The sequence below is a fragment of the Arthrobacter oryzae genome, assembly GCF_037911235.1.
In the GTDB taxonomy this organism is placed as follows: Bacteria; Actinomycetota; Actinomycetes; order Actinomycetales; family Micrococcaceae; genus Arthrobacter; species Arthrobacter oryzae_E.
The window spans coordinates 76291-89806 of record NZ_JBBLYW010000071.1 but is presented as its reverse complement, the minus strand read 5'-3'; the positions used below and the strand labels follow the sequence as shown (position 1 = coordinate 89806).

Genomic DNA, 13516 nt, shown 5'->3' with positions numbered 1-13516 from the left:
TTGATTCCAGAGTACGCTTCGCACCCGTCCGGTACACCCCCTTGGGACCTCGCCGGTCCTGGCATGGCAGGGGCTTGTTCAGCCTGATTCCGGCGTGACGGTGCCGGCCCCGCCGTCGAGCGTGATGACCTGCCCGGTGCTGATGGCGGCGGTTGCGTCCGGGACGCCCACGACGGCGGGAATTCCGTATTCGCGGGCCACTACCGCGCCGTGCGAATTGGGGCCGCCCATTTCCATCACGAGCCCGCCGGCGGTAAGGAACAACGGCGTCCACCCCGGATCAGTGGACGGTGCTACCAGGATTTCACCGGGCTCCAGTGCAGCGCCCTGCGGGTCCAGGATGACACGGGCCTTGGCGGTGACAGTCCCGGCAGATGCCGGTGTGCCGGACAGGACCCCGGCCGCGGCGCCCGTGCCGGGTGCGTGCAGGGCCTCCGGTTCTGTTCCGTCCGAAAGCAGCACACGGGGTATGCGGCGGCGGCCCAATTCGGCGTCGTAAGCTTCCCGGCGGACCGCCACGACCTCCCGCAGCGACGCTCCGGCAAGGGCCCGGTGGGCTTCGGCGAAGTCGAGGAAGAAGATATCGTCGGCCTCGCCGATGCGCCCGGCTGCGGCGAGCTCCGCGCCCACTGCCGCCACCTCTTTCCTGACCGCAGCCAGGCCCTCCACAATGTGGTAGTTCGGCAGTTCGCGCAGCCCGGCAAACATCCGTGTCCGCCTCAGCGCACCCCGCACCAGCCGGGCGCGCAGCCTGCCAGCCGGGCCACCCCGGCTTCCCGCGATTGCGATCAGGCGCTCGATCTGGGCCTCCGCCTCGCGTGCGGCGCGGGCGAACTGCCGGTCCGGTGCCAGTGCCGGGTCGTCGAGTTTGAGGTAGTTCGCCAGGACTCCGAGGATGTGCGTGGGGTCATCCGACCAGCGGGGCATGCCGAGGTCTATTTCCGCCACCGCCCGGTGGCCGTACCGTGCCAGGAAGCCCGTCAGCCCGGACTGCACGACGGCGGGAAGCCCGCCGGAGCGGTACCGCCGCGCCAGTTCCTGCGGGGAGGCATCCTCAAAGACGGCGGCTGCGCCGGAGTCGCGGATGGCCGTGGCGAGGTGCCAGAGGGCAAGGTCCATTTCCGTAGTCACGTTGTTGGGGAGACCGCGGAGCACCGCCTGCAGGGCACCGGAGTCCGTACCCTGGCCGGCCAGCTTGCCGGCGACCGCCAGCAGGGCGAACCCCATGGCCGGCAGCGGCAGTACTGCCGGGACGATCGGGAAGAGTTCCCCACCCAGGATGCGTTCGGCATGATTCAACCGCTCCGGCCCCGTGGCATCGGCCGGAACCACGAGGGCAGCGCGGTGCCGGAGCCCGAAACTATCTACACGCCGGAGCGCCGTTTCCGGTCGAAGCAGCGCCCGGAACAGCGACTCAGGGACCCTGCCCTTTGCCGCCACCGGAACCACGTGCCGGAGGACCCGCCACGGGGACCTCATGGTCACAGTGAACCGGGGGTCGGCGAACAGCCGGCGGAGTACAGCGGCGGACCTTGCTTCCATGATGTCGAAGACGCGGGGGACGATGGCGCGGCCCACACTGCTGCGGACCACCGGTGTGAAGTCGACGAAAAGGCGCTGACCTGCCTGCCGGTAGGGTGCAGGACCGTTGCGCGGCTCGGGCACGTCAAAGCCGGCGGAGCGGGCCACGGAACCGGCGATCAGCCGGAACCCGGCCATGCCCATCGGCGTGAGGGGGCGGGTGAGTCCCTGGGCAAGGCTGAAACACAGGAAGACCCGAGTGCCGTCAGGCTCGGGCAGGTCGGGACGGGGGTCCGGCAGGGGGTACAGCGTGGTGATGGGCCGCGACTGCACCAGCCACAGCTTGTCCAAGGCGTCGATGGCCCATTCAATGTCCTGCGGCTCGCCGTAGTGCCGCTCCACCTTGCTGCCCAGCGCTGCCAGTGCCCGGACCTGGGCATCGCCCAGGGAAGGGCCGGAATCCGGCGAGAGTGCCGTCCGCTCCGTCCCTCCTCCGGGCAGCGGCCTGATGGCAATGGCCTTGTCCCCGGTCCGCCGCTCCAGAATCTCGCCGGTGGCCGTATCCACTACGAAGTGGTCCGGATTCACCGCCCCGGAAACCACCGCTTCCCCCAGACCCGGGCTCGCATCGATGACGGCCTCATGGCGCCGCCCTGTCACCGGGTTGGCCGTGAACAGGACGCCCGCCACGGCGGCATCCACCATTCGCTGGACCACCACCGCGAGGGCCACCGTTGACGGGCTGATCCCGTGCGTGGCCCGGTAGGCCACCGCCCGGTCCGTCCACAGCGACGCCCAGCACCGCCGGACGGCGTCCAGCACGGCGTCGGCGCCCACCACATTAAGGTAGGTGTCCTGTTGCCCGGCGAAGCTCGCCAAAGGCAGGTCCTCCGCCGTCGCGGAAGACCTTACGGCCACCGGAACGTCTGGCCCCAGCGCGGCGTAGGACTCCCGGACTGCAGCGGCAATGTCCGGCGGAACGTCCACCCCCAGGGTGAGCTCCCGCGCCCGCGCCGCCAGCGCGGCCAGGGCCGCCAAGTCATGGTCTCCGGTGATGGCCAGCGCGCCGTGCACGTCTTCGAGCCCCGCAGGACCCACCGCCCGCCGGTACGCCTCAGTGGTCAGGCAGAAGCCCGGCGGAACCGGCAGCCCTGCCCCGGTGGTCTCGCCCAGGTTGGCTGCCTTGCCGCCCACGCGTGCCAGCATTCCGGCGTCGATCCGTTCCAGTCCCAGCACCAGGCCGTCCGCCGAAGCGTCCGGAGTGCTGACCTGGTTCACCGCTGGCCTTCTGGTGCGCGCGCCGGCGGGTTACGCTGCGCCGAGCATGGGCCCGAAGCTGGCACGGTCCGCGAGGCGGGGGTCGTCCCGGTCCGGAACCACCAGCACGGGCCCCTTGGCATGGTGGAGGATGCCGTCCGAGGTCGACCCCAGCAGCATCCCGGTGAAGCCGCCGCGGCCGCGGGTTCCCACCACCACCAGTTCCACGTGCCGGCTGGCTTCAACCAGGACGTCCACGGGGGAACCGTCCACGAGCTGGGTCTCTACGGTCAGCTTGGGATAGTGGCTCTTCAGCCAGGCCACGCCGGCGTCGAGCTGGACCCGGATGTCCGCGAACAGGGCCTCCCGGTCCATCGGCGCAGGGACCCATGCCAGCGACCCGCTGTACTGCGGCACGGCGCAGACGACGCGAAGCGGCGCTCCCAGCCGTTCGGCCTGGTCCGCGGCCTCCAGCACGGCCACACGGGCCTGCTCAGAACCGTCAACGCCCACCACCACAACGTGTTCAACGGGCTGGTGGCCGGACTTGGCCTGCTCGGCCTTGACGTGTTTGTCGTCCGTGGTCTCCCCCAGGCGGTCCGCGCAGATCAGCGGCACGGTGACCGTTGGGCACTTCGCATGAGCCGGAAGGGCGCTGCTGACCGAGCCGAGGAGCCTGCCCACGAAGCCGCCCCTGCCGCGGGTGCCGAAGACCAGCAGTTCGGCGGTTTCCGACATCTCCAGCAGCACACCTGAGGCGTCGCCGTTCTCCACGGAGGCGTCAACGTCAATGTCGTAAGGGGCCACCTTGTCCAAAGCCTGCTTGAGGATGGCTTCGGCGCCCTCGCGGATCACCGAGTCATCCACAGTGGCGTAGCCGCCGTCCAGGCCGGACGCGGCGAAGATCGGCACGGAGTAGGCGGTCACGATGTGGAGGGGGCGGCGGCGGCGCTCAGCTTCGCGGGCGGCCCAGACGAGTGCGCACTGGCTATGGTCGGAACCGTCCACACCGACGACGATCCCCTCGGGGGCGGCAGAACCGCCGTCGTCATCCCTTGACGGGTGCACCTGATCTCGGCCCATGGGGTCCGCCTCCTCGCGATACTGCCTGATGTTGCCGCTATTCTGCCACGAGTGGCCGTCCACCGGGTGAACCGTGGACCAGGACCTGATTGTGGCCGAAATTCCGCTCTTTTAGACCACTATTCTCGGTTGCCGAAGACTAAGCAAGCGGCCATCAGCCGCGCACGGAGAGGCGTTGGACACCTGAGCCAGCTACCACTTTTTACCCCGCTGAAACATAGAGATCCCACCTCCGATGAGCCGAATTACAAGTGTGAGATTGTTGGGGTAACCAATGTCCGGCAAGGGCTATCCAGAGGTCGAAAAGTTCTGTATTGTCGAGGCGTTGCGAAACTGAGATATGTGTTTCAGAACACAATCCAGCTTCATGCGCGGCGGCCGGACTTTGGGGGTTACGGAGCGTGCAGGAGAACGAGACCTGCGCAGGGAACCATTCGAGGAGGAACGAGCAGTGTCGAGCATGCCTATTTATGGTGGGGCCGAGCAGACCACTACGGTGATCATCGGCTCAGGGCTTCCGGGCCTGGCGATTGCCAGCGAACTCCGGCGGCGTGGGGTGGACTCCATCACCGTGGACGCGCTCGAAACACTGGGCGGGATCCAGTCCACCAACACCGTGTCCCTGCCCCGCTGTGACGCGCCGAATTCAGCCACAATGCAGGAGCGGAACGAAATCCTCCGGCACTTGAGGAACTACGCCAGCAGCCACAACCTGGACATCCGCAACAACACCCGCGCCGTTCAGCTCAACCTTCTGGGCACCGGGCTCTCCGAGCCGTCCGTCCACCAGTGGGCCGTCCACACGCCGGACGGCGTCCTGCTGGCCCACCATATTGTCCTGACCCGCGGCGCGCACAGCCAGCTGCGCCGCATGCTCGCCGACCTCGGGCTGGCACTGGGGCAGAACCTGGCGGCGGCCATGCGGGCCATCGGCATGTACCTCGTGGGCGTCGGGGAACTCATTACTCCCACGCCCAAGGAAGTACTCCGCCAGGCCAAGGCGGTGGGGCAGGCAATCTCCGCGAAGGTTTATCCGGACAGCGTCCCGTCGATCCTGACGGGAAGCTTCGCAGCACTGCCGGCGCCGGCCTAGCCCGGACCTACCGCTCGCGGCGGTCAGTAACGCCGGAGTCACTGGCGCCGGCATCGCTCGCGTCGGCATCAGGGGACTTGAGGTTCCGTTTCGCCAGCACGCCCAGCGCCACGAGGATGCCCAAGGCGGTTCCGGCGAAAAGCACCAGGCTCCAAGGGAACGGTTCCGACGCGTCCGGAGCGGGCTCAGGGATCGTGGGGGTGCCGGGCTGTGCAGTGCCCGCCGAGGGGATCTGGCCCGCCGTCGTGGAACCCTGCGTTGAACCCGCCGTCGAACCCGGCGCCGGGCTGGCCGTGCCGGAGCCCGCCGCTGCGGCGGTGGCGGTGAACGTGAAGGTGCCCTCGATCGGATGCGAATCGGAACTGACCACGCGCCACAACACCGTGAACTCCCCGGCGGGAGCGCCGGCCCGGAGCTTCTGCGACGCCACGTTGTCCACGATGTCCACGGGCCCCTCCGCCCAGTTGGTGCCCGCGGCGTCCTTCACGTGGAACTGCGAGCCGAGGGCCAGCGGGGCCTTGTTGAAGGTTACGGAAACAGTCTCGGGGGGAGCGGCCACGGTGGCGCCCTGCGCCGGGCTGCTGGACTCGGCGGCGTCGTGGGCTGAGGCCGGCGCCGCAGCGGACAGCACGGCAGCCGTGAAAAACAGCGCCCCGACAAGGGCTCTCAGCAAGTGGCGGATGGGACGCATGCGGGGCTACTCCTGTGTGTTGGCTTCCTTACAGACTAGGCGAAATCGGGAGGTTGCATCCCGGCAACCTACTAGGATTCAAGTAATCCCCAACACTCTCCCCGGAGGACTAATGCTTAAGCAGGGCTCTGCACTGGACCGGTACTTCAAGATTTCCGAGCGGGGGTCAAACTTCTCCCGCGAGATCCGCGGAGGCTTTGCCACGTTCTTCGCCATGAGCTACATCGTGGTGCTGAACCCGCTGATTCTCTCCGGGCCCGACTCCAGCGGCGCGACCCTGGGCTTCCCCGCCGTCGCGGCCGTCACCGCCTTTGCCGCGGGCATCCTGACCATCCTCATGGGCGCCTGGGCCAAGCACCCGTTCGCCATGGCCACCGGGCTGGGCGTCAACGCCTTCGTGGCGGTGACGGTGGCAACGAATCCGGGCCTGACCTGGCCGGACATGATGGGCCTGGTGGTCCTCTCCGGCATCACCATGCTGATCCTGGTCCTCACCGGGTTCCGCACGGCGGTGTTCAGAGCTGTCCCGGATGGGCTCAAGACGGCCATCGTGGTGGGCATCGGCCTGTTCATCGCCCTGATCGGCCTGGTCAACGCCGGGTTCGTGCGGCGAATCCCGGACGCCGCCGGCACCACGGTCCCGGTGGGCCTTGGCTTCGACGGCAAGCTCATGGGCTGGCCCACGGTGGTGTTCGTGTTCGGACTGATCCTGACCATCGGCCTGCTGGTCCGCAAGGTCAAGGGCGCCATCCTGATCGGCATCATCGCCTCCACCATCCTGGCCGTCATCCTTGAATTCACCCTCCACATCGGTCCGAGCTTCGACGGCAAGAACTTCAACCCGCAGGGCTGGTCCCTGGTGGCACCGAAGTTCACCGAGTGGGCCGCACCGGACCTGTCGCTGATCGGCAAGGCCAATCCCATCGGGGCCTTCGAACACCTCGGCTTTGTGGCCGCAACGCTGCTGGCCTTCGTGATCCTGCTCAGCATCTTCTTCGATGCCATGGGCACCATGGTGGGCCTGGCCAACGAGGCCGGCACCGTGGACAAGGACGGCAACATCCCCAACGTGGACCGCGTGCTGCAGGTTGACGCCCTCGGTGCCATCGTCGGCGGCGGCGCGTCCGTTTCCTCCAACCAGATCTACGTGGAGTCCGGCGCCGGCATCGGTGAGGGCGCACGCACCGGCCTGGCCTCGATCGTCACCGGCCTGCTGTTCCTGGTGGCCATGTTCTTCACGCCGCTCATCAACCTGGTCCCGTTCGAGGCCGTGGCCCCGGCCCTCGTGGTGGTGGGCTTCATGATGGTGGCCCAGGTGGGCAAGATCGACTGGCAGGACTGGGGCATTGCGATTCCCGCGTTCCTCACGTTCACCCTCATGCCGTTCACCTACTCGATCGCCAACGGCCTGGGCGCCGGATTCATCGCCTACGTGCTGATCCGCACCTTCCAGGGCCGTGTCCGGGAGGTCCACCCGCTGATGTGGGCCGTGGCCGCCGCGTTCCTGCTGTTCTTCGGCATCGGCCCCATCGAGCAGGCTCTCGGCATCCACTAGCGCTTCATCCCGGCCCCGCTCGCCGAGATGGCACGTCGCGGCAGTGTTTCTTGAAAACATTGCCGCGACGTGCCATCTGGCGTTAAGCCAAGTGTCCGGGATTCGGGACAGGTCGACGGCGGCGGGGCTGGTTTTCGAGGCTCCGCTGCGGTGAGCTTGGAGTATGCCGCACACAGCCCTCACAGTCGATATCCCGCCGCTCACCTGGCGGGGCCGGTTCGACGGCGACAGCGCCGAACACCGCCGCTGGTGGCAGGCCGTCAAGCCGTACCACCACGGGCCCGCTGCTGCTTCGCACGCCGAGGCACAGGCGTCCCCCCGCTGTCCCGCCGTCATTCTCGGTTTCAGCAGCGAAGCGGGAGTGTTGCGGAACAAGGGCCGGGCGGGCGCCGCCTCGGGCCCCTGCGCCATCCGGACCGCTCTGGGTCCCCTCGCCTTCCATCTCCCCCGCGAGGTGTTCGACGCCGGAGATGTGACCGTCAAGGACAACGCCCTGGAAGGCGGCCAGGCCCGGGCCGGGCTGGCAGTGTCTGAAATGCTCGACGCCGGCAACCTCACCGTGCTGCTGGGCGGCGGCCACGAGACCGCGTTTGCCAGCTACCTTGGCGTGGCCAACTCCGACGCGGTCCGCAGCGGCAGGCGGCTGGGGGTGCTGAACCTGGACGCGCACTTCGACCTCCGGGACGCGCCCGAGCCCTCCTCCGGCACACCCTTCCTGCAGATGGCCCGCGCGGAGGAGGCCGCCGAACGCACACTGAACTACGCCGTCGTGGGGATCTCCGAGCCGAACAACACCCGGGTACTCTTCAAGACCGCTGAACGGCTGGGCGTGAAGTACCTCCTCGATGAGGACTGCACGGCGGAAGCCACCCGTCAGTTCGTGGCCGACTTCCTGGACACCGTGGACGTGCTTTACCTGACCATCGATCTGGATGTCCTGCCCGCCGCCGTGGCCCCGGGGGTCAGCGCACCGGCCGCCTTCGGAGTTCCGCTGGCCGTCATCAGCGCCGTGTGCCGCCAGGTGGCCGCCAGCGGAAAGCTGCTGCACGCGGACGTGGCCGAACTGAACCCGAAGTTCGACATCGACCAGCGCACCGCCAAGGTGGCCGCGCGGCTGGTCAACACCCTGCTGGGCTAAGCCTCCCGCGCGCCGTCAGGCACGGAAACTGACGACGGCGGTGGCCCACGGTCCCAGCGTGACCGTCAGAACTCCGTTGTCCGGTGATGATGCCTCCGCTGCCGCCGCATGCGCCTGCGCGCCTGCGGCGGCCCCGATGACCGCCACGTCAGCGGATCCCGAGGCGGCACCGGAAGCGGTACCTGCGGCGCTCTCCTGGGGGAGCGTGAGGTTGACGGTGGTCTCGCGGGGGCTGAGGTTGCCCAGGAACAGCTGCAGGCCTGCGGCCGACTGCACCGGATAGACCGTCACTGGGTTCCTGCCTGCCGGCGGGTGCACCGGTGCTTCCGCAACGGCCAGCACCGGATCGCCCTTGCAGGCAGCGAGCTTTTGCAGCAGCTCTCCCGCAGGGTTGAGCGTGCCCTCGGCGGTGGCGATGCCGCGCGGCGGTCCCGCTTCGAAGTACGTTGCGGAGGCGACGCCGTCAACGGTGAGGGCGGCAAGGCTGGCCAGCGTCCAGGCGGCGGCGAAGCTGTGGTCCTGGAGTTCGTCGCCGGGGGCGTGCTCGTCCGGGGCGTGCAGGCGCGGCTTGAGCGTGATGGGGCCGACATGCACCGGGCGCCCGTCCCCGAGTTTCACGGCGTTGGCCGCGGCGAGCCGCTGGACGGGTACGGTCTCCAGAATGTGGGGAACTTCCGTGCTGTGGACCTGCGGCGCGAGGCTGAAGGTCAGCGCGTCGGCGTCCTGCGGGACAGGGGTGCCGCTGCCGTCACTGCCGCCGGCAGTCCAGCGGTTGAGTTCGGTGAAATGGGAGCGGGTGCCGGCCAGCAGCTGCCCGCTAAATCCTGCTTCGACAAGCGACGCCTTCAGCGCGCCAAAGGCTGCCGGGTCCGTGCACTGCGTCGCGGGGTGGAACAGTCCCAGCCGGACAACCCGTGCCAGTTGCCCGCCCAGGGCGCTGGTGAGTGCGTCCGCCACGCCGTCGGCCGAATCGGAGACGACCCGCACGTCCAGCGCGGCGCCGTGCCGGTCCGCCTCGCGCGTTGCGGCGGCCAGCTTGGCGGGCCACGCTTCCCGAGGCTCGTACAGCTCCACCAGGACTGCGTCGAGGCCGGGCAGCTGCGGCCGCTCCCCCGAGTCTTCGGCCGGCGTTTGCGTTGGGTCCACGGGTGGTGAGTCCACGGACACTGCGAGCGCGGGAACGGTTCCGGCCGGTTCGCCCACCGTGAAGGCCGCTGGTTCATGGCTTTCGCGGATCGGGTTGTCCGGTGTCTCGATGCTGAGGGCTTCGATACTGACCGACTGGTTCACGGTGTCCCCCGGAGCGACGTCCACCGGGATGGGCAGCGCGGAGGGCGTGCTGTAGGTCTTGAAGGAACCGTCGCTCCAGTTCCGCTGGTCCTCGGTTTCGAAGATGTCCCCCGAGAAGCCGAGGTCGAAGGCCGTCCCGGCGTCTGCCCACTCCATTGAGGAGATATCCGAGAAGACCAGGTCCGGCCGGATGTCCGTGGGGAAGGCCCCGCTGGCTACGGTGCCGTCCGGCGACACCACGCTGACGTCCCGGCCCGCTTCGCTGGTGGGATGGAGGACCACCAGGCCGATCCGGTTGCGCCGGAACGCCGTTTTCGCCCGGCCGGAGAACGATACCTCGACAGTGGCCGGGGTGATCCGGAGCATCAGCATGCCTTCGTAGGCCGGCGTTGCGCCGGGTGCCTCAGTGCCCTTCGCCTCAGCGCCGGGTGCCGCGTAGTCAACGTGGATGCGGAGGCTGATGCCGTCGTCGTCCTTCAGTTCCGCGATATCCCGCACCGACGGCGCAAGGGTGCGCCATTCGTGGTCCCGCACCACCGCCTTGATGGCCCGGAGCACGGACCGGCCTCCGTAGCTGATGTTCGCCAGTTCGTCCCCGATCAGCTCCGCCGTCCAAACCCCCACTGCGAGCTTGCGGATCTGCGGATCAAGGCGCCGCTCGAGGGCAGGGCGCTGGTCGGATACCGCCTGGGCGGACGGTGTTGCGGAGTGCAGTGTTGCGGAGTGCTCGGTAGACACGGGAGGCTGCTCTCTGGTGGCTGGTGACTGCGCCCAGCTGACCCCGGGCCGGTCCTGTGGACTTGACGATATCGGATGAGGCGCGGGCGCTCAATGGCCGCGAAATCGGGCGTGTTCCTCACACTGCGGTCTTCGGCGCCTCGTCCTCATCGCCGAACTTCTCCGCCGCCTTCCGCTGGCGCAGCCGGTCGAGCCTGTTCATGACGGGAGCCGTGGTTGCGCCGTGCAGGACCACGGACGCGGCCACCACCAGGCCCACGATGGCCCACAGCTGCTCGGCCTGGTCCGTGAACTGACCCTTGCCCAGGGCGTAGGCGAGGTAATACAGGGAACCGATCCCGCGAATGCCGAAAAACGAAATGGCGATCCGTTCCCTGGGGCCCGTCTTGCCTCCCGCCAGCGCCAGAACGCCCGACAGAGGCCGGACCAGCACCAGGAAGACCACTGCCACTGCGACTTCCGCCCAGCCGATGCCCTCAAGCAGCCCGCGGGCGATGGCTCCGCCCAGCAGCACCAGGATGACCACCGTCATGAGCCGCTCGAGCTGCTCTACGTAGGAGTGCAGCACCCGGTGGTATCCGTGGGTGTGTTCAGCGGCGCGGATAGTCACAGCACAGACAAACACGGCAATAAACCCGTATCCCTCGATCATTTCCGTGACCCCGTACGCCAGGAATGTCGCCGTGAGCGCCACGAAGCCTTCCGAATGTTCGGACAACCTGACGCTGTCATGCCGTGACGAGAAGAAGAGCCGGGCCAGGACTTTGCCCGTGCCGAAGCCCAGCAGGAGGCCGATCCCGATCCGCCAGAGAACGTCCACGGCGAACCACTCAGGGAACCACCCGGACGGAGAGGCGCCTGCTGCGCTGATGGCGATGGCCAGATAGACAAACGGAAACGCCAGGCCGTCGTTGAGTCCCGCTTCGGACGTGAGCCCGAAACGCACCTCATCTTCCCTGTCGGACTCCTCGTCGCTGTCCGCCGGCTCCCCCACTTGGACTTCCGAGGCCAGCACAGGGTCCGTGGGGGCGACGGCGGCTGCCACCAGAAGCGCCGCAGCGAGCCCGAGGCCCAGCAGCCACATTCCCAAAAGGGTGACCGCAAGGATGCACACCGGCATGGCTATGCCCAGCATCCGCCAGGTGGTGGCCCACCGCCGGCGCCCCACGGGCCGGTCCAGGGCCAGGCCAGCGCCGGTCAGCGAAATGATCACGCAAACCTCGGTGAGGTGGAGCGTGAATGTCCCGTACTGGAGCGGATCCGGGTCCGGAAGGTCACCGAGGGCGCTGAAGATGACAATGCCCGCGCCGAGGAACACCATGGGCATGGAAAACGGGGCGTTCCGGAGAAGCTTGGGCAGCACTGCGGCTGTCAGGACAGCCAGGCCGGCCGCGGCAAAAATGATGCTGGGAGGTTCGAACATCGTCGCCTTCTCTCCTGCTTGCGCCACGATGCACAAGACCGGATGTTGCTGTCCGCCTTATCGGGCAAACGATAAGTAGGCTGTCTGAAACAGCACTACCACGTGGCGGAGGCCGGAGGCATGAAGATCCCCAAAAGCTTGGCAGCAGCGCTGCTGGCATGCGCGCTGGCCTTGACGGCCTGTGGGAACTCCTTTCCCGCCGATCCGGAAAGAACACTCGACCGCGTCACCGGCGGGACGCTCCGGGTCGGGGCCAGCGCCAACGGCGAGTGGGTGATCCTCCCGGACGGCGGCGAACCCCAAGGGAGCGAGCCTGATCGGGTCCGAGCCTTCGCGGCCAGCCTTGGCGCAGAAATTGAGTGGGTCGACGGCACCGAGCATGTGCTGGCTGAAGCCCTCAAACACGGTGAGCTGGACCTGGTGGTCGGCGGCCTCAATGACAAGACACCGTGGGAAAAAGATGCAGGCCTGACGCGGGCCTACGCCGAATCCACTGACAGCCGCGGCAAGATCCACAAACACGTCATGCTCGTGGGTAAGGGAGAAAACGCGTTCCTGCTCGAGCTGGACAGGTTCCTCATGGCTTCCGGAGCTGCGAAATGAAAGCTCTCCCGAAACACGAGCCGAAACACGAACCCGTCCGCTTCGGCCACACCACCCTGCCAGGGGAACAGCAGGATGCACTGCGCAAGGCCGTGAAGTTTGAATGGATCACCCTCGCCTTCCTGGCCGCCTCTACCGCGCTGGTGTACGTGGTCCTGGGCAACTCGCAGGCGATGAAAGCCGCCTGGGTGGAGGACCTGTTATCCTTCCTTCCTCCGCTATCCTTCCTGGTCGCATCCCGCGCCATCCGCAAACGCCCAAGTGAAGAACACCCCTACGGTTTTCACAGGGCCGTGGGCATCGCCCACGTGGTGGCCGCGGTTGCCCTGACCGTCATGGGCGCCTACCTGATTGTGGATTCAGGCATTGGCCTGCTGACCGGAGAGCACCCAACGATTGGCGGCTTTGAATTCTTCGGCCAGACCATCTGGCTGGGATGGGTGATGATCTTGGCCATGGTCCTGACGGCAGGACCACCGGTCTATCTGGGCCACGTGAAGATGAAACTGGCCGAGAAGCTCCACGACAAAGTCCTTTACGCGGACGCCGACATGAACAAGGCTGACTGGATGACCGCGGTGGCGGCCGCCGTCGGTGTGGCGGGGATCGGCTTCGGCTGGTGGTGGGCGGATGCGGTTGCCGCCCTGGTGATCTCAGCCAGCATCCTCCACGACGGCATCCGCAACACCCGCGCCGCCATTTCCGCCCTGATGGACAAACGGGCCCGGACTTTTGACGATGCCGAACCCCACCCGCTGGGCGGTCGGATCGACGATTACCTTTCCAGCCTGGACTGGACCGGGACCGCCAGGTCACGGATCCGCGACGAAGGCCACGTATTCCATGTCGAATCGTTCGTGGTCCCGGTGGACGGGCAGATGCCCTCCATGAAGCAGCTCGAGGACGCCCGGCAGGCCTGCATCGACTTGGACTGGAAGGTCCAGGACATGGTGATTATTCCAGTATCGGAACTGCCTTCGGAGTACTTGCCCGGCGTGGCCGTTTCCGGCGGAGAACGCTGAAAAAAGGCTGTCCCTCCGGGTTTCGGATCACCGAACCCCGGAAGGACAAATGCCAGACATCTTACGTTTTTTGACAGCACCGGTAGACTGGGCTGAGGCCAA

At 67.5% G+C, this 13516-nt stretch carries 10 protein-coding genes; 5 read left to right on the top strand and 5 right to left on the bottom strand.

The genetic code is table 11. The features are described from left to right. Positions 1–78 precede the first annotated feature (78 nt). Positions 79–2799, bottom strand: a complete 2721-nt coding sequence (locus WMN78_RS20430) for a PEP/pyruvate-binding domain-containing protein (protein WP_425341186.1) — start codon at positions 2797–2799, stop codon at positions 79–81. Between the two features lie 30 nt (positions 2800–2829). Further along, the gene (locus tag WMN78_RS20425; protein WP_305943307.1) at positions 2830–3861 is read right to left on the bottom strand and encodes a universal stress protein; all 1032 of its coding nucleotides are present in this window, start codon (positions 3859–3861) and stop codon (positions 2830–2832) included. A gap of 460 nt (positions 3862–4321) precedes the next feature. Here WMN78_RS20425 and WMN78_RS20420 point away from each other — a divergent pair, with 460 nt between their 5' ends. Continuing rightward, positions 4322–4954 carry an FAD-dependent monooxygenase gene (locus tag WMN78_RS20420; protein WP_340535697.1) on the top strand — a complete coding sequence of 211 codons (633 nt, stop codon included), beginning with the start codon at positions 4322–4324 and terminating at the stop codon, positions 4952–4954. Positions 4955–4961: 7 nt separating this feature from the next. Here the strand turns inward: WMN78_RS20420 and WMN78_RS20415 are convergent, their stop codons facing one another. Beyond that, positions 4962–5645, bottom strand: a complete 684-nt coding sequence (locus tag WMN78_RS20415; protein ID WP_340535581.1) for a copper resistance CopC family protein — start codon at positions 5643–5645, stop codon at positions 4962–4964. Between the two features lie 112 nt (positions 5646–5757). Between WMN78_RS20415 and WMN78_RS20410 the strand changes: the two genes are divergently transcribed. Next, complete coding sequence (locus WMN78_RS20410) at positions 5758–7200, top strand: NCS2 family permease (protein WP_340535580.1); 1443 nt, start codon at positions 5758–5760, stop codon at positions 7198–7200. A 163-nt stretch (positions 7201–7363) separates the two neighbouring features. Beyond that, entirely contained in the window at positions 7364–8338 is a 975-nt protein-coding gene (gene hutG / locus WMN78_RS20405; protein ID WP_340535579.1) for a formimidoylglutamase, read from the top strand. Positions 8339–8353: 15 nt separating this feature from the next. On the opposite strand, the gene WMN78_RS20400 is transcribed toward hutG, so the two are convergent. Beyond that, positions 8354–10366 carry a hypothetical protein gene (locus WMN78_RS20400; RefSeq protein ID WP_340535578.1) on the bottom strand — a complete coding sequence of 671 codons (2013 nt, stop codon included), beginning with the start codon at positions 10364–10366 and terminating at the stop codon, positions 8354–8356. A gap of 118 nt (positions 10367–10484) precedes the next feature. Continuing rightward, complete coding sequence (locus tag WMN78_RS20395; RefSeq protein WP_340535577.1) at positions 10485–11789, bottom strand: cation:proton antiporter; 1305 nt, start codon at positions 11787–11789, stop codon at positions 10485–10487. A gap of 120 nt (positions 11790–11909) precedes the next feature. Here WMN78_RS20395 and WMN78_RS20390 point away from each other — a divergent pair, with 120 nt between their 5' ends. Next, entirely contained in the window at positions 11910–12392 is a 483-nt protein-coding gene (locus WMN78_RS20390) for a transporter substrate-binding domain-containing protein (RefSeq protein ID WP_340535576.1), read from the top strand. Further along, positions 12389–13414 (top strand): cation diffusion facilitator family transporter, encoded by a 1026-nt coding sequence (locus WMN78_RS20385; RefSeq protein ID WP_340535575.1) that lies wholly within the window; start codon positions 12389–12391, stop codon positions 13412–13414. The genes WMN78_RS20390 and WMN78_RS20385 overlap by 4 nt, the downstream gene beginning before the upstream one ends. Positions 13415–13516 lie beyond the last annotated feature (102 nt).